We start from the raw sequence: 22,352 nt of genomic DNA, 5'->3' as shown, positions 1-22,352 counted from the left end.
AATGGATACAGTAAAACTAAAACAAGCTCGCCAGCGCAAAGACAACATGCTTAAACTGTTTGTATGGTTGTCAGCGGGTCTAACTGTAGGCTTTTTGTTCTGGGTTATTTGGTACATTCTGTCTAATGGATTGCAGTTTGTAGACTGGGACTTCGTCACTGGCGATTATTCTCGTACCGGTGACTCTCAGGGTATTTTCCCAATGATCGTCTCTACGATCTACATGGTTATCGCTTCAATTTCTATAGCGGCTCCATTGGGTATCATGACGGCTATCTACCTCACTGAATATGCAAAAGTGGGTAGTAAATTCGTTAAAGTGATTCGTTTTTGTACTGAATCACTGGCGGGTATCCCGTCAATTATCTTTGGTCTATTTGGTATGACCTTCTTTGTGACCATTTTGGGATTGGGCTTCTCAATTCTATCTGGTGCACTAACGCTAAGTATTCTGATTTTGCCGGTGATCATCCGCGCTACTGAAGAAGCATTGATGGCTGTGCCTCAAACTTACCGTGAAGGTTCATATGCATTAGGTTCGTCAAAAATTTACACTATCTGGCGCTTAATTTTGCCAAGTGCAACACCAGGTATTTTGACGTCTGTTATCTTGAGTATTGGTCGTGTTATCGGTGAATCAGCACCTGTATTCTTGACAGCGGGTATGGTTGCACGTATTCCTGAGTCTCTATTCGATTCAGGCCGTACGCTGACCGTTCACCTATACAAGTTAACAACTGAGCTATTTACTATCGACGAGTGGAACCAAGCCTACGGTACAGCGACTGTACTTATCGTAGTGGTACTACTGATCAACATGTTAACCAAGCTAATCGCTAGCCGCTTTAACAAAGCTACTTACTAATTGTTGCTAGATAGACTAAAAAGAATTTAAGAGATACTGAAAAATGAACAAATTTACTATCGAAAACCTAGATCTTTACTACGGCGACAATAAAGCGCTGAAAAGCATTAACCTACCGATTCCGTTGCGCCAAGTAACGGCTCTGATTGGCCCATCAGGCTGTGGTAAATCAACGCTTTTACGTTGTCTAAACCGCATGAACGACCTGATTGAAGGTGTGAAAATCACCGGCCTTGTTGAAATGGACGGTCAAGATATCTACGGTAACATCGACGTAGCGGACCTTCGCATTAAAGTGGGCATGGTATTTCAAAAGCCTAACCCATTCCCAATGAGCATCTACGAGAACGTAGCATACGGTCTTCGCGCTCAGGGAATTAAAGACAAAAAGCATATCGATATGGTGGTAGAAAAGTCACTACGTGGTGCTGCGTTGTGGGATGAGGTGAAAGATCGCCTAAAATCACACGCATTTGGTTTGTCTGGTGGTCAGCAACAGCGTCTATGTATTGCACGTACTATTGCAATGGAACCCGATGTCATCCTAATGGATGAGCCAACATCAGCACTTGACCCAATTGCAACGCATAAAATCGAAGAGTTAATGGAAGATCTAAAGAAAGATTACACCATTGTTATCGTAACGCACTCAATGCAACAAGCACGTCGTATCTCTGACCGCACCGCATTCTTCCTAATGGGTGAGTTGGTAGAGCACGACGAAACACAAGTAATCTTCAGTAACCCACGAGATGATCGCACTCAGGGTTATGTAAACGGTGACTTCGGTTAATAGCACTGTTTAGAAACGGAATTAACTATAATAATAAGCGATGGATTTTTGCCCCTCTTTGCAAGAGGGGCCTTTTTGCGTTTATAGGTTCCATCATTGGATTGACCTGACAATCTCAGCTGAGTACACTCAGGTCAGTTTAGATATGAGGTAATAATTGTGAGTGATTTCGAGAAAGAGCTAGCAGATATGGCAGAACAAGCCGAAGAGCAGCCAGAAGAGCAACTTCCTTCGATTGAAGAACAAAAGCAAATCGTTGCGGAGCTGAAAAAGCTAGAAGAAACTGGAGAGCTAACACAAGAAGCGCTCGAAAAGCATTTTGCTAAGTTCTACGCAAAATCAGACGCGCCAATTCATTAGAGTTGGTCTGATGAGTGTGTAAAAACCGAGCTATGAGGCTCGGTTTTTTTATACGTGCTATTTTATATTCATAGTAAAGATAAGAATAGTCGTATATATGTCAAAATCGTCTAAAAAACACACAGTAAATACTTTGTGAAGTATCAATAGCTTAGTTAGATCTTCTTCGTATGCTCTGGTGAAGCACCCTTTTACATATTGATTTACATCAATAAACTCCTACCTTTAAGATGCCTTGAAACGGAATTGCAGAGGCTTTCTATAACTCCTATTACTCAATAGGGACCAGCCTTTCCTAAATATTTAGTATATCTCCGTTTGAACTAGGGACGTTTAGGGAGGAACTATGTCTCTTTCATATGCTTGTGGCTATGTGGTGACACGCTCGGACGAATTTGCTAACGCATCTACAGCGATATTGAAACAACATTTTACATCAACGCGGTTTACTTCATTTCCTAGCGTGAGTGATTGCTTCTGCCCAAAGAAGCCCGATAACCAACGCAGTATTTACTTGATTGACACTCAAACGGTAAGTAACCCGGTAAGGAACGGCGTAAATCCCGTCCATGAAGAGGGCGACTGGCTTGCGGTTAACGTAGAAGAGTTAGGATTTCAATTGGGAGATTGGATTCTGAATGGATTCTCAGGGGTTGTTATGAAAAGGCGCTGCTTAGAGCAGTTAGCCCCTGCGGTGGAGGCAGTGAGTCTTGGCGAGCTTTGGTACAGCCGACAAGATTTAAGCAAGCTAGCTAAGGCTTACGTGGCCAATGAGTTTGACCCTCATGTAGCCGCAGATGATTTTGCACTGGTTCATTCCTTGACTCCAAAAGAGAAAAATATCTGTCTTATGATTTTGAAAGGGTTGAACAATCCTCAGATCGCAGAGTCGGTTAATGTCAGCATTAATACGGTAAAAACACACGCATCCAGTGTGATGAGAAAGGTCAATGTGCACTCAAGAGCTGAATTGATCGCACGGGCAGTCCAACAAACCTCAAATTCACCCAAAAATCACCCTATGAATGGAGCTTAATTCACCATATAGGGTGACGTAGAAACCAATAAGCAACACTAAGCTTTCCTCGCAACGTGGTTAAAAGTAAAACTTAGCGAGGGATTGAAGATGAAGAGTTTTTGGTTAGCAGCATTAGTCAGCTTGCTGACGCTAGGCATGAGTGGAAGTGTGCTAGCGACAGGTGAAGGTGATAGACACGATAATGATCAAGGGCAGGGGCATGATTACCATCAAGGGCAGGGGAATGGCCATCACCATGACGATGATGACGATGATGATCACAGTAATTATGAATGTGGTCCAAAATGTACCGAGTCAACTCAAATAGTATTGAAAGGTCGCATACCTTGTATCTGTGATATTTCATTGCCATCGGCAACGGATATTAGACTGTTTAGATCTCGTCAACTTGCCCGTGGTGGCAGCATTGATGATGTCGAAGTAGGTAACTTTTCAGCAAGCTGTAATACGGGATCAGTTTACTTAAAAATTGCTTCTGCTAACGGTGCATTGAAGAATATTGACGTAGAGAATACCTATATCAATTACGACGTAGATGTGGGTGGTATCGATGTTTTCAAAGCTGACACTGGTGGTACTGAGAAGTCGTTTGTTTGGATGTTTGATGAAGGCGGAGTAGCAGTTAATTCAGCAACGATGTTAAAAGTTAAAAACCTAGGTGCTGTTAATGGTAAAACAGCAGGGCGATATAGAGATGTTTTGACCTTAACCGTGAGTGGTATGCCACTTTAATGGCCTAGCAAAAGCTTTCTAGCATTGAGTTCTAAATTTATGTGGGCACGTGTGCCCACTTTTCCGTAGGGATATGGAGGGACGTTTCAATGAAGAGGTTTTGTGCACACATTCTATTGTTTTTAATGGTTTCATTTAATGTATCGGCGTATCAAGTATCACCAATGTTCCAAACTTTTGAGGTTGCAGGTAAAGCCTCTCAAGGTAGCTACGAAATTTCTAATACTGGCTCGCAGGAAATTATCCTTCAAGCGGTTGTATACCAAGTTAGTTTCGATAGTTTAGGAAATGAAGTGTTGAATGAATCCGATGATGATTTCTTGATACTGCCTCCTCAATCTAAGATTGCTGCACAAGCCAGTCAGCGTTTTAGGGTGAGATACCTTGGGGATGCTTTAATACCTCAAACGATTGTTTATAGAGTGATTTTTGAACAAATAAAAACGAGTGATGACTCCGAAGAAGGCAGTGGGTCAGTACAGTTTATGGTTAATTTTTCGACCATGATTTTTGTATCACCTATGAACTGTAAACCAGAAGTCACATCATCTATTTCAAATGGTAGCTTAATAATAAATAACCCTAGTTCATGCGTGTATGACTTGAACCTTACTCGTTTTGAATTCTCTAGTGGTTTGTTATCAGAGTCATTAGGTTGGGCTGACTTGAACGTGGAAACAGCAGGGTATTTACTCCCAAGTCGAACCCAAAAAATAAAACTGCCTAAGCAAGTAGTAGATTCTAAGAAGGTAAAGATTATAGGTCCTTATTAGTTCATTGCTATGAAAGCATATTTGCTACTTATTTGTGTTCTTTTTAGTGAACTACTTCTTGCAAATCAAGAGTGGTTGTTTCCCATGCCTGTTTACTATGACGACAAGGTTGTAGGAGAGGTTAATGTCTTCACTGATGGTGAGTCACTAAAAGGGGTTCCAGCCAATGAAATTAACAAAGTTTTGAGTCGCGTGGTTTCACCAAATATACGTCAAGAAATAGGGAAGTATGGGTCTCAGAAGATAACAAACAAAGAGTTAAACAAACTCGGGGTATGGCTAAAATTTAATTCGAATGATTTAAGTTTGGATATTCAGTTGCAAGCAGATGCAACGAATGAAAATTTAATAGATTTTGACGGTGCTTATAAAGATAAGGTGTATTCAGAATCGGCATTTTTTGCTTGGCACAATGTGTTTAACTTTACCAATGATTATGTAGTAGATGATGACAGTAATGCAGCCAATCGATGGCTTGGAGAGTGGATAGCGACCGGAAACCTTGGTGGAGCTTTTGGTGTTAATTTCGAAGCGGCTGGATACGTAGAAGGAATAGATTCAGAGTCATTTGAAAGTGACTCTCGAGCCTATAGGGGGGATGTCAAAATGTTCATTGATAGGCCAAGGTACCCAGTTAGATTCTCGCTTGGAGATGTAAGTACTTTGACATCGGGGCATATCCCATCAGTGAATTTGGGAGGGTTTGCTATAGAACGATTATGGTCCAGCCTTCAGCCAGAAAGAAATATACAAAACGGAGGCTCTCAATCTATTTACTTGAGAGAGAGCGCAAATGTCTATATCTACATAAATGACATCTATTTTACTGATCTCAGGCTTTCTCCAGGCCGATACCAACTAGAGGATTTGCCTTTAGACCAAGGTAGTAACGATATTAGAATCGAAATTCAGTATCAATCCGGACAACGTGAAGTCATCAATTACAGCCAATTTTTTAATACACGTTTATTGCGAAGAGGCATTAGCGATTTTTCATTATACGTAGGCGCTATATCTAACATTATCGATACTGAATATGAATACGATGAAGAACAGTATGTTGCACAAGGGTTCTATGAATATGGACTTACGGATCACTTAACTGTTGGCCTTAATTCAGCGTACCATCCAGACGGTCAAATAATTGGCGGTGTTGTTAATTTGGGCGCGCCATTCGGTAATATTGGTAGTCGTTTCAGTGGGCTGGCATACCAGGATCAAGACGAGTTCGGTAGTATAGCGAGCATTGACTACGAGCACAGCATATTTGGAAACTACGGTTACTCGAGCCCTAATCTGAGAGTGTCTTATGAGGCATTTTCTGATTATAGAGCAACGCCATGGATCGTTGGTGGAGATTTAATATCTGGCATGCGGTTGCTGGGGAACTATAGATATTACGTAACTTCAAGTATTGATTACACGCTTCGCGGTAGTTGGTTTTTGGATCAAGATTCAGATGAAAGCTCTTATTTCGGAGCCTTGGACATAACTTGGGCACCATTAGATTTTACTTTTACGAGCAGTATCGAGTATGAGTATGATGAAAGTACATCTGTTGGTGAAACCTCCTACTACTTTGTCGCACGATGGGATTGGTATTCTTCGTTAGATTTTTATTCGGCAAGTGCTGAGTACCAAACACGGACAAACAGGGTTCGCGGTACATTTTCTAAATTCTCCCAATCAACCCCTGGGGGATATGGTTATGAATTAATTGCAGATGCAGGTGAAGATGACCAGAACTATTCCGTTCGCGCTGACTATGTTGCGAACCGTTTCACGACAGAACTTGAATATCAAGCCGAGCTCGATGATTTAAATGATGAAAAAAATCAGGCCGTATCGGCAAGGTTCAGTACCGCAGTTTCGGTTATGGACACAGATGTTGCCTGGGGAAGAAGCTATCGTGGCCCCGCAGTAATTGTAAAAGTCGATGAAACTTTGGAAGCTCCTGTCTTAATTAACGGAGTGTCGGAGGATGAACCAGAATCAATCGCTTCACAAAGCCTATCTGGTTTAGTTCCTATTTATGGTGCACACGGAACATCAACGCTGTATTTAGATGTTCCTGACGCTCCACTGGGCTACGATTACGGTCCAGATAGCTATGAGTTTACAGCCGGTACTTATACTGGACATACAATTAGAGTAGGTTCAGAAGCATCCAAAACTGTAATAGGACAAATGTGGGATGAGAACGGCAAACCTATATCATTAAGAAATGGAGTTATTGTTTTAGAAACAGAAGAAAAAGCATTTTTCACTAACAAAGCAGGGCGCTTTGCGTTGGATGGAATGCAGGCAGGACGTTACCGTGTTGAGATGCGAGGACGTCCTTATTTTGTTGGTGAATTGATAATTGAGGATGCCGAGAGCAATCTAGTTTATCTAGAACCAATTAAGTTGACTGTAAAAGGGAGACAACCATGATTAGGTTTGTAGCTCTCGTAGTGACTCTACTGGTAAGTAATTTAGCAATAGCTGAGACTTGTAATGGACGCTGGAATGTTAAGGTTGAGAATTCAAGCATTTCTTTCGTGGGGGAAAAGGCACGCATACCGATATTTATTCAAGCATCAAAAACCTTGAGAGAGTGCAACCCACAAGGTGTGTACATCCGCTCCACAGTCCATCAGGGCGTACAGCTACAGAGTAATAATGCCTTATTAAAAGGATGGATTTCAGATGCTTCAGGCTCTAATACCGGATTTATAACTAATAAAGGGGTGATTTATCCTCTCTCTTTAGGAGAGCAGACGAAGTTATGGTTAGAGGTTCCGAATACATTAAGTAGTAACCCAGGTACCTACACTTCACAGCTTAACTTTTCTATAGTTGGGGTTGATGGCATTAAAGCTATTTCTGAAAGAGCACAGATACGAGTTGCTCCTTTTGTAGAACTTAAGGTTAATGGTAAAGGCACGAAGCGTACGATCGTGAACTTTGGCACACTTAAAACGAATCAAGTAAAAACATTGAACCTGTATTTTCGTGCCAACACAAATGTAGGATTACTCTTTGATGCTGACAATAAAAAATTGAAGCATAAAAAGCTGCAAAATAGTTACGTGCCATACAGTCTCTACCTCAACAATAAAAAAGTTGAATTTAACAACGCCGTGATATTGCCAAGGGTTGGCTATGGAAAATCTACGAGCAAACAGTTAAAGGTTAGGATTGGAGATACGAGTCAAGCAAGAGCGGGCTCTTATAGCGACACCATCACCATCACCGCCACCGCCCGACCATAAAAAAATCCCTCGATACTATCGAGGGATTTTCAGTTCTAAACATCTTAAAGCAATTACGCTTCAGGAATATCCGCACCTACTTCTTGATGTAGACGGCGACATGCGCGGCCATCATCGTGGAATAGGTGACAACGTTTAGGGTCGATACCGATAGCGTATTTGTCGCCTGGTTCAACTTGTAGTGTGTCTGGTTGACGGAAGTTGATGTCTGTGTCAGCACTTTCTACCGATAGGTAAACTTGAGTCTCTTGACCCAGTTTTTCAACGATAGTCACTTCACCTTCGATGGTTGCTTCTGAAGAATCAGACATCAGTAGATGCTCAGGACGGATACCCAAAGACATGCGGTCGCCAACATTTACGGTGGTACCGTCTACAGGAATGTTGAAGGCTACTTTGTTTTCTAGCTCAACTTTCACATATTCGGCTGTAGCTTCAAGCGCGTGAACACTGATGAAGTTCATCTTAGGAGAGCCGATGAAACCTGCTACAAAGCGGTTGTGTGGGTAGTGGTATAGATCTAGAGGCTTACCTACCTGAGATACGTAACCGCCGTCAAGAACCACAATCTTATCAGCCATCGTCATTGCTTCAACCTGATCGTGTGTTACGTAGATCATGGTACAGCCAAGTTGGCGTTGAAGTTTAGTGATTTCACTACGCATTTGTACGCGAAGTGCGGCATCAAGGTTAGAAAGAGGCTCATCAAGAAGGAAAACTTGAGGCTGAGAAACTAGTGTACGGCCGATTGCAACACGCTGACGTTGACCACCAGAAAGTGCCTTAGGTTGGCGATCCAGTAGGTGAGTTAGCTGAAGGATGTCTGCTGCGTGTTTAACGCGCTTTTCTGTTTCAGCTTTGTCTGCTTTAGCCAGTTTCATACCAAATGACATGTTGTCATATAGGTTAAGGTGAGGATATAGAGCGTATGATTGGAATACCATGCCCACACCGCGCTTCGAAGGCTCGATGTCGTTCATGCGCTGCTCACCAATGTAAAGATCACCAGAAGTAATGTCTTCTAGACCCGCAATACAGCGTAGAAGGGTAGATTTACCACAACCTGACGGCCCTACGAATACTACAAATTCGCCTTCTTTAATGTCTAGATCGACGTTCTTTGAGATTTTTACGTCACCATAGGATTTACAAACATTTTTTAACGTGACACTAGTCATTTGAGTTGATCCTCAATTTTAATTTTTACAACTTAGCACTCATTTATGGTTATCGATTATTCCATGAGCACTAAAAATAGGAAACAGAAGTAATTTTGCAAAATTTTCTATTAGAGAAAAGGAAAGAAAAAAGGTGGTGAACACAAAACTCTAATATCAGAAGCTCCCCCCAGAGCTAATAGACATCAGACTATTTTGGTAACACCACCTGCCCATTTCGAAATTCCGCTAATATCCCCCGTACTTTGGGCGTGTTCCCCGTCATGAACTTCATCACGCACATCACCAAAGTAACTATTAGCTTATCCTGAAATGTAAATCTAACAAATCTCGTTAGAAAAGGGTTCTTACCATCCATATCTCGGATGTTGCTAGTTTGTGCAATTTTATACCTGGCTACATCCTCCTGATGAGATTTTTTGTAGGGGGAGTAGCGGGGGAGGAGGGGGAGGGGTGGAGTAGAGCGGCAAACTGATCAATATCACTTTTATCGTCCTCTTTCTGGTGACCTAAATCACAGGAAATTAGGTTATGTGATATGAGTCACTACTGATGAGCGAGCGAGATCACGAAAATGCGCTAGGTTGTATAGGGCGTAGTACTCAGGATGATGATGAGTTAAGGGTACTAGCGGATGATAGATGATGAAATTTGGCTCTCAGGAATAATAGTTGATAGCCCTACGTCAATAATAAAAAAGGAATAAACTCATGAAAAAAGCCCTAAGCACAGTGGCACTTGGCACACTAGTTGCTCTTGGTTCGTTTGGTGCACACGCAGCAATCGAAGAAGGTCAACTTACTATCTGGATCAATGGTGATAAAGGTTACAACGGTCTTGCTGAAGTAGGTAAACGCTTCGAAGAAGACACTGGTATTAAAGTAACTGTTGCTCACCCAGATGGCTTAGAGTCTCGTTTCCCACAAGTAGCTGCTACAGGCGACGGTCCAGATATCATCTTCTGGGCACACGACCGTTTTGGTGGTTACGCTGAAGCAGGTCTTCTTGCTGAAATCAAACCTTCAAAAGAAGTGAAAGAAGGCATTGTTGACTTCGCATGGGATGCAGTTAACTTTGAAGGCAAGACTATCGGTTATCCTGTCGCTATCGAAGCACTTGCTCTTATCTACAACAAAGACCTAGTGCCTAACCCACCAAAAACTTGGGAAGAAATCGCAGCACTTGACGCTGAGCTTGCTAAAGATGGCAAGAAAGCAATCATGTGGAACCTAAAAGAACCGTACTTCACATGGCCACTAATGGCAGCGAACGGTGGTTATGCATTCAAGCACACTGATACTGGTTACGATGTAAAAGATGTGGGTATCGATAAGCAAGGCGTGAAAGATGCAATGAACTTCATCAAGTCTCTAGTAGATACGAAAGTAATCTCTGCAGACATGGATTACTCAATTGCAGATTCTTCATTTGCTAAAGGCGAAGTAGCTCTAACTATCAACGGCCCATGGGCATGGGGCGGTTACGACAACAAAGTGAACTACGGCGTAACAACAATTCCAACGTTTGAAGGCCAAGCATCGTCTCCATTTGTTGGTGTTCTAACTGCTGGTATCAGCACTGCTTCACCAAACAAAGACCTAGCAGTTGAGTTCCTAGAGAACTACCTACTGACTAACGATGGTCTACGTAAAGTAAACGATGACAAGCCACTTGGTGCTGTTGCTCTTAAATCTTTCCAAAAAGAACTAGAGTCTGATCCTCGCATCGCAGCAACAATGGCAAGTGCTGAAAACGGCGAAATCATGCCAAACATCCCTCAGATGAACGCATACTGGGGTTCAACTAAGAACGCTATCATCAACGTTGTTGATGGTCGTCAAACAGTTGACGCTGCTCTAGCTGACGCTAAAGCGCAAATGGTTAAGTAACACCCTTTAAGGAGGGGGTGACCCCTCCTTAGTTTTTGTATTTTTATTTATTCGCTAGTAGGTTCTTTTTATGCAGACAGTTCAATCTTCTGGTTCTGTTGAGACGCCTTCCGTTGCCAACAATACAAAGTCAGTATTGAAATGGGCAACTCTTGGCTTAGTCGGAATTGTAAACGGTTATGCAACCGTTCTAATGTATGCTCGTGGGGAAACGGCCTTTGCCCTTCTTACACTGATTTTAACCGCGTTAGCGCTATACATCTTTGGTAGCAAGAAAACGTACGCACACCGTTATATTTATCCTGGTGTTGCTGGGATGATTTTATTCATTCTTTTTCCATTGGCGTACACAGTTAACTTAGCTTTCACTAACTACAGTGCGAAGAATCAGCTCACTTTAGAGCGCACTCAATCCGTTTTAGAAAACCGCACTTTCCAAAGCGGCGAGAGTTACCCATTCAAACTTATTAAAACCGCTGGTGGACACATTGTTACCGTCACCGATGGTGAATTTACCTTAGCAACGCGAGAATTTACTCTAACAAAAGACGTTGAAGGTACAGAACTTGAACTTGTAGCGGTCGGTGAAAACTCTATTTCTGGTGATGTAGAGCCGATTAAGAGCATCATTAAAGCTCGTCCAATAATAAGCAAGATCGACTTTATCAAGCCTGATGGCGAAGAAGTTCGCATGAGCGGTTTGCGTAAGTTTGCTGGTGTTCAACCACTGTTTGAAAAACACATGGTTGATGGCACTTGGGACAAAGAAACCCTGAAGAATAATGAAACAGGTGAGCTATTTAAGCCGAATATGGAAGTTGGCTTCTATCAACCTGTTGACGCAGACGGTCAATTCGTTGGAAACACTGTTTCTCCAGGTTTTGTGGTAGGTATTGGTACACACAACTTTGAGCGAGTCTGGAAAGACGACGGTATCAAAGAGCCGTTCATCTCTATCTTTATTTGGACAGTTGTATTCGCAGTTCTAACCGTTATTTTCACTCTTGTTATCGGCTTGGTACTGGCGAGTGTTGTACAGTGGGAAGAGTTAAAAGGTCGAGGTCTATACCGAGTACTATTGATTCTACCTTATGCGGTACCCGCGTTTATCTCAATATTGATCTTTAAGGGTTTGTTTAACCAAAGCTTTGGTGAAATAAACTTGGTACTTAACCAAATCTTCGGCATCTCTCCTAACTGGTTCTCAGACCCGTTCTTGGCGAAGAGCATGGTGATGATAGTAAACACCTGGCTTGGCTTCCCTTACATGATGATCCTATGTATGGGCCTACTCAAAGCGATTCCAGAAGATCTATATGAAGCATCAGCCATTGACGGAGCAGGTCCAATAAAGAACTTCTTCCACATTACTGTGCCGCTGATGATTAAACCAATGACACCGCTACTTATTGCGAGCTTTGCGTTTAACTTCAACAACTTCGTAATGATTCAGCTATTGACCAACGGTGGTCCAAACATGATTGGCACATCTGAGCCAGCAGGTTACACCGACCTACTCGTAAGCTACACCTACCGCATCGCGTTTGAAGGTAGTGGCGGTCAAGACTTCGGTCTAGCAAGTGCAATCGCAACGCTTATCTTCCTATTGGTAGGTGGTATGGCACTACTAAACCTTCGTTTCACTAAGCTGTCTCAAGATTAAGGAGCAATACAATGGCAATGGTACAAGGTCAAAACCTTAAATACCGTGTTTGGGCAACACATATTGCTCTATGGGCATTCTTGTCCCTAATAATTTTCCCACTGTTGATGATCATAGCGATCTCATTTCGTGAGGGTAACTTTGCAACGGGTAGTCTTATTCCAGAAAACCCATCACTGGAGCACTGGAAACTGGCGTTAGGTTTCTCTGTAACCAACGCAGACGGCACAGTAACACCGCCTCCATTCCCAGTATTAACTTGGTTGTGGAACTCGGTAAAAGTAGCAGGTATTTCTTCGATTCTTATCGTTGTTCTATCTACTACCTCAGCTTACGCGTTTGCTCGCATGCGCTTTAAAGGTAAGAGCACCATCTTGAAAGCGATGATGATCTTCCAGATGTTCCCAGCGGTACTTGCGTTAGTCGCTATCTATGCGTTGTTTGACAAACTAGGTCAGTACATACCGTTCCTAGGCTTGAATACACACGGCGGTTTGATCTTCTCTTACCTAGGTGGTATTGCGCTGCACGTATGGACTATTAAGGGTTACTTTGAAACCATTGATAATTCTCTTGAAGAAGCGGCAGCACTAGATGGCGCGACACCTTGGCAGGCATTCCGTTTGGTTCTGTTGCCACTATCAGTGCCAATCTTAGCGGTAGTATTCATTCTGTCGTTCATCGCAGTAGTGGGTGAAGTACCGGTAGCGTCTCTACTACTATCAGATGTTAACTCGTACACCCTAGCGGTAGGTATGCAGCAATACCTATACCCTCAAAACTATCTGTGGGGTGACTTCGCTGCAGCTGCTGTACTATCGGCATTGCCAATCACTATCGTATTCCTACTAGCACAGCGCTGGTTGGTTGGCGGTCTAACTGCCGGTGGTGTTAAAGGTTAATCTACTTTAGTGCGATTAAATGATTAGGGGAGCTTCTTGCTCCCCTTTTTTATGTTCTCAGTAAAGCTACTTTCTTATTAAATCCTCAGCTCAGAAGTGGGAGAAGCTCGTTTTGCGATATATCTCTGCTCTATTACCCGACTAGCGAATAATGTATATCCACTTTCATGCATAATGCACGGTTATTATAGTGGGTATTAAAAAGAGTCATTTAACTTACTCTGCGAATAAATCTATTATTTTCATATCTTCAGTGAATACCTGATTAACAATGTAAGTGGTTATCGGTACTCACTTTTTAATATTAAATTGACATACATTTATTCTGGATTGAGAGAACATATGAAAGCATTAAAACTGACTGTAATAGCGATAGCTACCTCTTCGATTATGGCTTGCTCTGCATTTGATAGTGAACCAACAATCACAGCTCAAGTTGAAACTCTAAAGGTAACAAAAGAGAACTTTGCGCATGCTGAAACTGCTCGTATGTATCGCAACTGGATGGCTGCAGGTAAAGCGAACCAACAATTCGCAGTGCTTCAAAACCTACCGCCACGTGGCGACAAAGCACCGACTGTACAAATGAACGATGACACTCTCTACGGCGTCGCTATCGTTAAGGCAGTAGACGGCCAGGTCACATTCGACATCCCTGATACAGGTGACACTTACATGTCGGTTCAGGTTGTCACTGAAAACGGTCACGGTGAATACCTAATCGTTGACGATGGAGTGCATACTGTTCCAGTGACTGACTCAAGTACGGCATTCCTAATCTACCGTTCTGGTGTAGAAAATGGTCTAGAAAAATCACGTGAAGGTCTAGCGAAGGTTGATACCTCTAAGTTCAACTTTGCAACTGACTACCAAATCCCAAACTACGACTTCAACGCTGTAGAAAAGCAAGTTGGGGAACGTAAGCGTGTCGTCGATGGCATCGTTGAGAAAGAAGGCGTATTTACCTACACCTTCCCTCGTACTCCAGAGCAAGTAACAGATCTAACCCAGTGGAACCTTGAGAACGCCGCTGGTTGGGGCGGGGCATCACCTGTTGCTCTAGAAGGCAACAAATACGTGAACTCTCCAGTAATCAATGGTTCAGCGTGTTATACAACAACCTTCGAAGACCCTGAAAACCGATTCTTCACCTCGATTACTGCATATGACATGGAAAAATACCTAATTGATGGAGCTAAAGCTCAAAACTCACATTCTTGGGAAGTGAATTCAGACAAAACCGTTACCGTTTCTTTCAATTGTGGTCAAGATGCGATCAACAATATCGATACTAATGGTCAAGACTTCACTATCACTACACGTCACTACGGTGCAACAGAGGCAGTGATTAAATCTGAGAAAGATGCGATCATTACTGCGATTAAAAAAGCGTAACATCTACAACAAGATTTAGAAATAGGCTCTGCATCGCAGGGCCTTTTTTATGCTCAAAGGATTATTTTGATACTATTGATAAACCCTTCAATAAGCGCCCTACGGTTAAGACTCTGATTTTTCCACCATGTGCAAATGCACATCTTGTTGTGGAAAAGGGATCGAAATCCCTTCTCGGTCAAAGGTCAATTTTACCTCTTTCGTTATATCCCAATAGACATCCCAATAATCATCGGTTTTTACCCAGGGTCGTACGATGAAATCTACCGATGAAGTGTTGAGGGTATGAACACGAATGTTTGGCTCTGGGGTTTTTAGAGTGGCGGGATGGGAGGCAACGATTTCTGTTAGGATTCTTTCGGCCTTTAGCAAATCATCGGCATAACCAATACCAAACACCATATCTACTCGTCGTAGACGTTCGTGGGTTACGTTTTTTATTACGTCCCCCCAGATCTTCCCGTTAGGAATAATGATGATCTGGTTATCAAATGTTTTGATGGTAGTGTTGACTAAGCTCATGTGACTTACCTTGCCATCTACACCCCCAGCGAATACAAAATCACCGACATCGAAAGGTCGATAGATAAGCAACATCATACCGGCTGCAAAATTTGAAAGCGTATCTTGAAGAGCAAAACCAATAATGACTCCGGCGATACCAAACCCAGTTAACACAGGGGCGAGATTAAGCCCTAACTGTGACAGAGCGATCATAATGCCAATGATCCACACTATGTTTCCGGATATGCCAATAAAGAAGTCTTGCATTAAATGCGAGATATTTAAGTTTTTGGTTGATACCGTTTTCTTGATGACTTGTCGGACTAACTTCACCACGATTCTGGTAATGAATATAAGAAGAACGAAGATAAACAGTTGAAATAGGTGTTGTGGTGCGGTGGTACTGAACCACTCCAAAGCAGAGGTAGACCAGTGAGACAGAATTGTCAGGATCACTTTGCCGTCAAGTAGGTCTTGAGTAATGCTGCCGGTAACTTCAAACAGTAGACGTTTGTGCTCTGAGGTATCGATGTCAAGTTGGTCTGCAACAGTTATTAGCGTGCTCAAACTCTCGATTGCGATGGTCATGCGTTGCTTTACCACTAACTGACTAAGTTGCAAACCTGCCTTTTCCGATTCTGGGCTGACCGAGAGTTGCTTACCAATGACTCCAATTTGCTGGCTAAAATACTCAACTGAAGCAGAGGTCAAACGCAGGCGGTGCACTATACCTACTCTTAATTGCTCTTCACGGTCGCTGTCATCTAGGCCCAGTCTTTGTAGCCAGGTAATATTTTGCCAACTGGATTTGATCACTGTGTTGAGGTAGTGCTGCAGTTCTTGATACTCATTGATCAAAGACAAACGTTCTTCATTGTTCGCAGCGTCAATCTTGAGGTTAAGTTCTTTGATTTTATCTTCTAGATAATCGGTCGCCCCCTTTGAATATTTCTTTTGTAGCTCGATCTGACTGATCAGTTCTTGTTTGGGGAGAGAATCTTGGCCTACCGCAGTCGCTAATAATGCTCGTAGTTGTTCATTCTTTTGAAACAGCTTAAGTTGCAATGCATCTGTTGTTTCTCCACTGGATATAGCCAGAGTATCAGTGAGCTCGTTTAGCTCTTTATTGATTTTTTTTAGTTCTTGTTCTGAACGTGTAGGCGGCTTAGTTTGGTCTTGTGCAAAGCTATACGAACTCAAAGCAAAGGTCATTGCAAACAGTGCTATCGTAACGAGTATTCGGTGTCGGTAAGAAAATATGCCCATAGTTCTCTCGAAAAGACCTAAGTCAGTCTTTGTTTAAGCTGTTGTTATATATGAGTGTAATACATAACTCTGCATCGAATGAGGGCAATATGTTGCACATCGTCTGATGAAGGTTGCATAAGTTGGGTCTCATAACTTGTCACAACATAGGGGGTGGGGCTGATTTGCTCGTAGGTATGGTGCACAGAGGCTAAGGAACTGATGATGGGTGAATCGGCAAAAGGGTTATCTATTCTTTTAAACAGTGATGAGTTATGGCAATGGAGATGCCTGATGGTGAGCATCTCCACTAAAGCGGATTAGATGTTTTCAATATTTGATGGGGCGTGACCTAAGTGCTGCATCAATACATACACACTTTCTTGATGCAAAGCGACTTTTCTAAATAGGTGTGCAAATACAGAATCACCCCCAAAACATTGATTGATATAGTGATCGATTTGTTGTTCAGAATAGCCTTCCACATACATTGTTCTAACCCAGTGATATTCGACCGATTTCTGGTCTCTAATGACATCAATTCCTAGTTTTAGATCTTCCATTTTGTCTCTTAGTTTTGCATTAGCTTGCAACAGGTACCCACAATCACAGCTTTGAATTTGAGATTTTGCTGATGAATTTAAACAGAAAAAAATGAATAAATGATTACAGTAAGGTTTCAGAAATATTTAAATCATTTCAAATGATGAATTGAGAGGGTTGTTCGAAAGAAGCCGGTGCGGTGATAAATAAGAGTATTTCACCGTATGACAATAACTTAGAGAGGCTAGGCACGCCAAGCGTTTAAGCGCGTTTTGCTATGCAATCAAAGATTGACAAAAGTCAGTTATAAAACCCCGTATAGCCTGTTAGAATACGCGGCTCACAGTAATGTGCACATACGGATAGCTCAGGACAGGGATTAGGTTAGTTTAGTTATATGTCGAACATTATAAAGTTTGTTACGGTTTGCTCGGTGCTAGCAGCGAGTTTATCAGTAGGAATAACAAACGCTCACGCCAAGCGTCACTATAGGGATGGGATTGATTTTGGCCAACCAGAATATGTGGTTTTGGAAAGTCAGTGTGAGAAAACGGGTTTTAATCTACCTAGAACCATAATGGTCAAGCCTGGCGCAATGGTAGATGTGAGCATTCGTTCTAGCCTGTTATTTCGCCGTGGTTCTGCGGATCCTTACTTGTATGAGTCTGATTACTCTTACAATCAAGTTTATGGGAAGTTGTTACTTGATACGCACTGGATATGCGAGGTGAAGCAAGATGGATTGCATCCAACGCTTTGGCTCGTGCCTTCTATTGTAACAACTTCTGGTAGTGGTGCGTTTTATTACCTTGGTGTATATCAAAAACAAGGAGAACATTTCTCAGTCATACAAGAGCTGTTCCTTGGCGATCGAATTGAGATTAAATCTTTATCCCTTGAAGGGGGGGCAGTCAATCTTAGCTTCAAGCAACATGCACTGGAGCAAGCCATGTCAGATGAGCCTAATGAGCTGATAAGTAAAAAGTTCTCCATCGTTGGAACGCACCTGTTCGAACAAAGAGATTGAACTTTTGTGGGTATGTGTTGTTTAACTATCTACGGAATGGATTCATCAAAACACGATTACCAAGGCCGTGCTACTTGCCCATTTAGGAAGATAGACGTTTAGTTTGAGCTTCAAAGCTCGTCATTTATAGATAGTGAACATGACAACATGCTTAATGTTTTCGTGTTCATACAGATTATTTTAGTAGGTAACTTGGTGTTCAAGCTTAATCAACTTAGTCAACAATCTCGGTCAAGACTCAAAAAGGCCCTGTTGATTTTGCCATTAATTTTTGGCGTTAGTGCAGTATGGTCACAGTCTCAAGGTGAGCGTAAATTTGTAGATCTCAATATAGAAAGCACAGCAATGCCTGCTGTCGAATCAGCTGAAAATAGTGGTGCAATAGAGGCTAGACCTACCTACAGTTACACCATTAAAAAAGGCGATAACCTAAGTGTTATCTTTGCCAAATTGGGTGTTTCGTATAAAAGTCTTCTTAGCATCATGGAAGAAGATTTAAACCACCTGTCCCTTGATACATTGCGTCCTGGCGATAAATTGACGTTTTGGATAGACGAAGCATCTGGTGCATTAGATAAGATGGAGCTGGAATTTAACCCAGCCGATAAGGTGCAGTTTACTCGTGTCGATGATGAAGCCTATACCTTCAAAGATGTGTCTATTGAAGGAGAATGGAAAACAGCGGCTTTAGTTGGCAATGTTCATGGCAGTTTTTCTCAATCGGCGAATCAGTTGGGGATGAACATCAATGAGATACGAGAAGTTACTGACCTTTTGAAAGACAAGATGAGTTTCACGCGTGACCTGCGCGCGGGTGACAAGTTTTCTATCGTTCATAAAGTGCAAACGGTAGATGGTAAAGAAACAGGTAGCCGCGAGATAGAGGCGATTAACATCTTCAATCAAGGCCGAGTCATTAGTGCATATCTACATACAGATGGGCAGTATTACGACGAAAATGGTGAGAGCCTACAACGTGCCTTTATGCGCTACCCAGTTAAAAGCCATAGAATTACTTCGGGTTTTAATCCTCATAGACTTCATCCAGTGACCGGCAGAGTATCGCCGCACAATGGCACTGATTTTGGTGTAGGTGTCGGTACACCTATAATGGCTGCGGGTGACGGTAAAGTGATTATGGTTCGTAATCACCCTTATGCCGGCAAATACATCGTACTTGAGCATGGTTCGACGTATAAAACGCGTTACCTCCATCTCAGCCGTATTCAAGTCAAGAAAGGACAACAGGTGAAAAGAGGGCAACAGATTGGTTTATCTGGCGCCACTGGCCGAGTGACAGGACCGCACCTTCATTACGAGTTGCTGATTCGAAACCGTCCTGTGAATGCAATGACCGCAAATATACCGATGGCGGAATCTGTGCCAAAGGCGGAAATGGCTAAATTTGCAGCAAATCGAGATGCTTTACTGCAAATGATGAAGGAACAAGAAGTATTGCTTGCGAGTCAAAATGATCCGCAGAATAATAAGCAACAAGAATCACTTTAATCTAGGTAAATTTGAATGAACCAGAATGAGTTTGAGCAACTCGTAAAATCAGCCAGCCAATGTGCTGATCTTCCTTCTGCCCTTTTGCTATTGCAAGAGTGTGAGTATGAAGAAGTCTCTGAGGTTGCGCTATCACTTAAGGGGCAGTTTGCAGTTGCTGAGGTTGATGGTGAGCAACGTGTATATCATGTGACTACACAACAAGAAGGTGATGACCTGCAAGAATTTGTAGAGCACATCATGAATACAGATGAGCACGTGATCCGTTTTGTCGCTTGGTTCTTTGATGCTTACTTTGATGTTAAGCAACGTGACGCCTACCAACTAGCGGGTAAAACGTATCAGCAACCAAAGCGCAGTTGATCATAAGACAAATACTCATTAAGAAGAATCCGCCTCTTAGGCGGATTTTTTTTGTCTTATAGCCTACTTGTGTAAATTTAGTACAATATTAAGGATGACGATGTAAAATCCTTAAGTTATTGATTATTAATAGCTATTAGGTTTCGTATGTCACTTTATCTTTAAATTTCGGTTGAAATTCAATCGGTAATGAAAATAAATTACATATTTATGTGATGAATGTCTTGTTTTTGTCTCATTCAGCGCTACAATTACCCCAGAAAAGAAATTTAATTACATTTTGGGTGGGAATATGAACAATGATTTTGGTGGTATGCTAATTGGCCAACAGCTTGCGCGTAAAGCAATTGAATCTCAGTTTGATAGCGCTATTGTTCGTCGTAAACCTTCAATGTTTAAAAAGCTGATGAAGAGACTAGCGAAGTAAGCGTTACCAAAAACGCAAACGGAATTGAAAAAAGGCGCTGATAGTTATCTATCAGCGCCTTTTTTAGTTTTTGGGTTTCTCAGTCATTACCGGCTCTAGCGGGTATATCGACGACATTATTAGGAATGACAGTGTTTTCCTTAGTAGGTAGCCACTTTTCCAGGTTATCGGCGCCACCGATATAGTTGCCATTCATCCATATCTGAGGAACCGTCACTGGAGTTTTTTGGCCGATGTGAGCCTTAACCTCAGGGATCATTCTATAAAGCGCCGCACTGTCTTTGACTACATCATGATAGATGTAGGGAACGCCTGCTTGGTCGAGCATTTCTTTGGCTTTTACGCAATATGGGCAGGTCGCTTTACCATACACAATATTGCCTTGTAAATCGTCGCGCTTTGTCCACTCAGCTATCACAGATTGTACTAAAACGCCTCGGTTTAACGCTTCACCTTGACTGATTACCTTACCTTCGACGACTAAAATCGGGGCGTGCCATGCACCGAGTTTCAAAGGTTCCCACCAATGACTCAACCAATCCTTTACCTCAAGCTCCACGTCTACATCAGCAAGCTCATTTTTAAAGGTATCTTTTAGGATGTCTTTCGTTAATGTGCACTCGCCACAAGGGATATTGACCTTGAACGGTCCCCAGCTTCCGGCCCAGCGATATAGAGTGATTTTGATTGGCTTGCTCATCATGCGTTTCCTTGTGCGATATGCGTCTCTTATTACAGTAGAACATATTGTTAAGGAAAATCTTTCAGATAAGTTTCATTTTTTATCAGAAACAAAAAGACCGAGCATAAAGCTCGGCCAAAAGGACTTGTCAGAGTTAACTGAAGGTCGGATTAGAAATCGTAACGGATACCCGCTTGGATTTGGTCATCTTGGTTGTCAACTTGCTCAAACTTGTAGCCTGCGTAAGTACGTAGGTTGCCGTTGAACTTGTACACAGCTTCGATAGCGAAGTTGTCTACTTCATCTAGACCAGTAATAACTTGCTTGATAGCAGTATCTACGTCGTTGTAGTTATAAACCGCAACAAATGTCCACTGGTTTAGCTTGTATAGTGCTGAGATTTCAAACGCGTTAACGTCTTCGTCTGCAACTGAACCTAGACCGTAGAAGCCACCAACAGTGAAGTCAGCAATAGTGTATTGAGCAGCAAAGTTGATCTGGCTGTCATCATCGTCACCGTTAGTTTGACCAACGTAACCTAGACCTAGGTCAAGACCAAAATCGAAACCGTACATAGCAGCGATGCCGTAGCTGTCTGTATCTTTCTCGTCGTTTGCTAGGTAGTTAGCTTGGATATCGAAACCACCAAACTCACCAGCGTATAAAAAGTTGTTAGCACGCTTGTCTTTGTTTCCATCAACGATGTCGGCAGAATCTGCACCGAACGTTGCCATGGTATCTGTGATGTCTGTCAGCATTACCTGAGCAGAGTCTTGCTTACCGTAAGAGAACTCACCGAAGTTAGTACCAAGACCTGCAAACGCGTAACGGTTTGTGATCTTTGAATCAGTATCGAACTCTGCTTCGTATTTACCAAAGCCGTACAAACTATCGTTGATTTGAGATTTGCCGACGATGTTTAGACGAGCACGAGATTTGTCTGCAAAAGCGCTGTCATCAGCCGATTTGTTATTGTCAGAAATGTTGAAACGAGCTTCCGCACGACCACCGATTTTCAGCTCAGAAGTGTCGTCCTTGTAAACTGTTGCTGCTGCTGCAGAACCAGAAGCCATTACAGCAAGAATCGCAGTAGTTAACGCTGCCTTTTTCATTTTGGAATTTCCTATAGTGTTTAAAATGAGTTCGCACTCAGAAGTTAATTATCTAGGCCGTTTGCCCGTTTGATTTGCGACTAATTTAGATTCCAAA

Annotated in this window: 21 protein-coding genes; 16 read left to right on the top strand and 5 right to left on the bottom strand. The window is 42.3% G+C overall.

Annotation, left to right across the window (positions count from 1 at the left end; translation table 11 throughout):
* Nucleotide 1 precedes the first annotated feature (1 nt).
* The 8 genes from pstA (at nt 2) to D5I41_RS01290 (ending at nt 7,816) form a co-directional block, all read left to right on the top strand.
* Complete coding sequence (gene pstA / locus D5I41_RS01325) at nt 2-865, top strand: phosphate ABC transporter permease PstA (protein WP_119008134.1); 864 nt, start codon at nt 2-4, stop codon at nt 863-865.
* A gap of 43 nt (nt 866-908) precedes the next feature.
* Nucleotides 909-1,658 carry a phosphate ABC transporter ATP-binding protein PstB gene (gene pstB / locus D5I41_RS01320; RefSeq protein WP_102490256.1) on the top strand — a complete coding sequence of 250 codons (750 nt, stop codon included), beginning with the start codon at nt 909-911 and terminating at the stop codon, nt 1,656-1,658.
* Nucleotides 1,659-1,817: 159 nt separating this feature from the next.
* On the top strand, nt 1,818-2,018 hold the full coding sequence (locus tag D5I41_RS01315; protein WP_119008133.1) for a restriction endonuclease subunit S: 201 nt from the start codon (nt 1,818-1,820) through the stop codon (nt 2,016-2,018).
* A 346-nt stretch (nt 2,019-2,364) separates the two neighbouring features.
* Entirely contained in the window at nt 2,365-3,054 is a 690-nt protein-coding gene (locus D5I41_RS01310) for a helix-turn-helix transcriptional regulator (RefSeq protein ID WP_119008132.1), read from the top strand.
* Between the two features lie 90 nt (nt 3,055-3,144).
* Entirely contained in the window at nt 3,145-3,789 is a 645-nt protein-coding gene (locus D5I41_RS01305; RefSeq protein ID WP_119008131.1) for a hypothetical protein, read from the top strand.
* 89 nt (nt 3,790-3,878) lie between these two features.
* Nucleotides 3,879-4,562, top strand: a complete 684-nt coding sequence (locus D5I41_RS01300) for a fimbrial biogenesis chaperone (protein ID WP_119008130.1) — start codon at nt 3,879-3,881, stop codon at nt 4,560-4,562.
* A gap of 9 nt (nt 4,563-4,571) precedes the next feature.
* A complete protein-coding gene (locus D5I41_RS01295) occupies nt 4,572-6,995 on the top strand; it encodes a fimbria/pilus outer membrane usher protein (protein WP_119008129.1) in 2,424 nt (807 codons plus the stop codon).
* Complete coding sequence (locus D5I41_RS01290) at nt 6,992-7,816, top strand: spore coat protein U domain-containing protein (protein ID WP_119008128.1); 825 nt, start codon at nt 6,992-6,994, stop codon at nt 7,814-7,816. The genes D5I41_RS01295 and D5I41_RS01290 overlap by 4 nt, the downstream gene beginning before the upstream one ends.
* Before the next feature lie 53 nt (nt 7,817-7,869).
* On the opposite strand, the gene malK is transcribed toward D5I41_RS01290, so the two are convergent.
* Nucleotides 7,870-8,994, bottom strand: coding sequence for a maltose/maltodextrin ABC transporter ATP-binding protein MalK (gene malK / locus D5I41_RS01285; protein ID WP_119008127.1), 1,125 nt, complete (start codon nt 8,992-8,994; stop codon nt 7,870-7,872).
* A 710-nt stretch (nt 8,995-9,704) separates the two neighbouring features.
* On the opposite strand from malK, the gene malE reads away from it, so the two are divergent.
* From malE to D5I41_RS01265, 4 genes are all read left to right on the top strand, one after another.
* Nucleotides 9,705-10,883, top strand: coding sequence for a maltose/maltodextrin ABC transporter substrate-binding protein MalE (malE, locus tag D5I41_RS01280; RefSeq protein WP_119008126.1), 1,179 nt, complete (start codon nt 9,705-9,707; stop codon nt 10,881-10,883).
* 70 nt (nt 10,884-10,953) lie between these two features.
* Nucleotides 10,954-12,546, top strand: a complete 1,593-nt coding sequence (gene malF, locus D5I41_RS01275) for a maltose ABC transporter permease MalF (protein WP_119008125.1) — start codon at nt 10,954-10,956, stop codon at nt 12,544-12,546.
* Between the two features lie 11 nt (nt 12,547-12,557).
* The gene (gene malG, locus D5I41_RS01270) at nt 12,558-13,448 is read left to right on the top strand and encodes a maltose ABC transporter permease MalG (protein ID WP_119008124.1); all 891 of its coding nucleotides are present in this window, start codon (nt 12,558-12,560) and stop codon (nt 13,446-13,448) included.
* A gap of 342 nt (nt 13,449-13,790) precedes the next feature.
* A complete protein-coding gene (locus D5I41_RS01265) occupies nt 13,791-14,843 on the top strand; it encodes a DUF1254 domain-containing protein (protein ID WP_119008123.1) in 1,053 nt (350 codons plus the stop codon).
* Nucleotides 14,844-14,948: 105 nt separating this feature from the next.
* On the opposite strand, the gene D5I41_RS01260 is transcribed toward D5I41_RS01265, so the two are convergent.
* Both D5I41_RS01260 and D5I41_RS01255 read right to left on the bottom strand, forming a co-directional pair.
* The gene (locus D5I41_RS01260) at nt 14,949-16,613 is read right to left on the bottom strand and encodes a mechanosensitive ion channel family protein (RefSeq protein ID WP_119008122.1); all 1,665 of its coding nucleotides are present in this window, start codon (nt 16,611-16,613) and stop codon (nt 14,949-14,951) included.
* Nucleotides 16,614-16,912: 299 nt separating this feature from the next.
* Nucleotides 16,913-17,155, bottom strand: coding sequence for a hypothetical protein (locus tag D5I41_RS01255; RefSeq protein ID WP_119008121.1), 243 nt, complete (start codon nt 17,153-17,155; stop codon nt 16,913-16,915).
* Between the two features lie 377 nt (nt 17,156-17,532).
* Between D5I41_RS01255 and D5I41_RS01250 the strand changes: the two genes are divergently transcribed.
* The 4 genes from D5I41_RS01250 to D5I41_RS21485 all read left to right on the top strand — a co-directional run bounded on the left by D5I41_RS01250 (nt 17,533) and on the right by D5I41_RS21485 (nt 20,461).
* Nucleotides 17,533-18,162 (top strand): hypothetical protein, encoded by a 630-nt coding sequence (locus D5I41_RS01250; protein ID WP_119008120.1) that lies wholly within the window; start codon nt 17,533-17,535, stop codon nt 18,160-18,162.
* A 168-nt stretch (nt 18,163-18,330) separates the two neighbouring features.
* Nucleotides 18,331-19,671: a peptidoglycan DD-metalloendopeptidase family protein gene (locus D5I41_RS01245; protein ID WP_119009204.1), complete on the top strand. Its 1,341-nt coding sequence runs from the start codon at nt 18,331-18,333 to the stop codon at nt 19,669-19,671.
* Nucleotides 19,672-19,686: 15 nt separating this feature from the next.
* The gene (locus D5I41_RS01240) at nt 19,687-20,034 is read left to right on the top strand and encodes a hypothetical protein (protein WP_119008119.1); all 348 of its coding nucleotides are present in this window, start codon (nt 19,687-19,689) and stop codon (nt 20,032-20,034) included.
* A 292-nt stretch (nt 20,035-20,326) separates the two neighbouring features.
* Nucleotides 20,327-20,461, top strand: coding sequence for a hypothetical protein (locus D5I41_RS21485; RefSeq protein WP_268978182.1), 135 nt, complete (start codon nt 20,327-20,329; stop codon nt 20,459-20,461).
* A 79-nt stretch (nt 20,462-20,540) separates the two neighbouring features.
* On the opposite strand, the gene D5I41_RS01235 is transcribed toward D5I41_RS21485, so the two are convergent.
* Nucleotides 20,541-21,161 carry a glutaredoxin domain-containing protein gene (locus D5I41_RS01235; RefSeq protein WP_119008118.1) on the bottom strand — a complete coding sequence of 207 codons (621 nt, stop codon included), beginning with the start codon at nt 21,159-21,161 and terminating at the stop codon, nt 20,541-20,543.
* A 152-nt stretch (nt 21,162-21,313) separates the two neighbouring features.
* Nucleotides 21,314-22,255, bottom strand: a complete 942-nt coding sequence (locus tag D5I41_RS01230) for a porin (protein WP_119008117.1) — start codon at nt 22,253-22,255, stop codon at nt 21,314-21,316.
* Nucleotides 22,256-22,352: the final 97 nt, after the last annotated feature.

This window comes from Vibrio superstes, assembly GCF_003569005.1.
In the GTDB taxonomy this organism is placed as follows: Bacteria; Pseudomonadota; Gammaproteobacteria; order Enterobacterales; family Vibrionaceae; genus Vibrio; species Vibrio superstes.
Note: the sequence above shows the minus strand (reverse complement) of the source record. Positions and strands in the feature narration are given on the sequence as shown.

Excerpts from the sequence above, each read along its gene's own strand:
- D5I41_RS01295 (WP_119008129.1), top strand. The coding sequence starts at position 4,572 with ATGAAAGCATATTTGCTACTTATTTGTGTTCTTTTTAGTGAACTACTT.
- D5I41_RS21485 (WP_268978182.1), top strand. The coding sequence starts at position 20,327 with ATGAACAATGATTTTGGTGGTATGCTAATTGGCCAACAGCTTGCGCGT.
- pstA (WP_119008134.1), top strand. The coding sequence starts at position 2 with ATGGATACAGTAAAACTAAAACAAGCTCGCCAGCGCAAAGACAACATG.
- D5I41_RS01230 (WP_119008117.1), bottom strand. The coding sequence starts at position 22,255 with ATGAAAAAGGCAGCGTTAACTACTGCGATTCTTGCTGTAATGGCTTCT.
- D5I41_RS01255 (WP_119008121.1), bottom strand. The coding sequence starts at position 17,155 with ATGGAAGATCTAAAACTAGGAATTGATGTCATTAGAGACCAGAAATCG.
- D5I41_RS01305 (WP_119008131.1), top strand. The coding sequence starts at position 3,145 with ATGAAGAGTTTTTGGTTAGCAGCATTAGTCAGCTTGCTGACGCTAGGC.
- malE (WP_119008126.1), top strand. The coding sequence starts at position 9,705 with ATGAAAAAAGCCCTAAGCACAGTGGCACTTGGCACACTAGTTGCTCTT.
- D5I41_RS01310 (WP_119008132.1), top strand. The coding sequence starts at position 2,365 with ATGTCTCTTTCATATGCTTGTGGCTATGTGGTGACACGCTCGGACGAA.
- D5I41_RS01300 (WP_119008130.1), top strand. The coding sequence starts at position 3,879 with ATGAAGAGGTTTTGTGCACACATTCTATTGTTTTTAATGGTTTCATTT.
- D5I41_RS01290 (WP_119008128.1), top strand. The coding sequence starts at position 6,992 with ATGATTAGGTTTGTAGCTCTCGTAGTGACTCTACTGGTAAGTAATTTA.
- malF (WP_119008125.1), top strand. The coding sequence starts at position 10,954 with ATGCAGACAGTTCAATCTTCTGGTTCTGTTGAGACGCCTTCCGTTGCC.
- malK (WP_119008127.1), bottom strand. The coding sequence starts at position 8,994 with ATGACTAGTGTCACGTTAAAAAATGTTTGTAAATCCTATGGTGACGTA.
- D5I41_RS01260 (WP_119008122.1), bottom strand. The coding sequence starts at position 16,613 with ATGGGCATATTTTCTTACCGACACCGAATACTCGTTACGATAGCACTG.
- pstB (WP_102490256.1), top strand. The coding sequence starts at position 909 with ATGAACAAATTTACTATCGAAAACCTAGATCTTTACTACGGCGACAAT.
- D5I41_RS01240 (WP_119008119.1), top strand. The coding sequence starts at position 19,687 with ATGAACCAGAATGAGTTTGAGCAACTCGTAAAATCAGCCAGCCAATGT.
- D5I41_RS01250 (WP_119008120.1), top strand. The coding sequence starts at position 17,533 with ATGTCGAACATTATAAAGTTTGTTACGGTTTGCTCGGTGCTAGCAGCG.
- D5I41_RS01235 (WP_119008118.1), bottom strand. The coding sequence starts at position 21,161 with ATGAGCAAGCCAATCAAAATCACTCTATATCGCTGGGCCGGAAGCTGG.
- D5I41_RS01265 (WP_119008123.1), top strand. The coding sequence starts at position 13,791 with ATGAAAGCATTAAAACTGACTGTAATAGCGATAGCTACCTCTTCGATT.
- malG (WP_119008124.1), top strand. The coding sequence starts at position 12,558 with ATGGCAATGGTACAAGGTCAAAACCTTAAATACCGTGTTTGGGCAACA.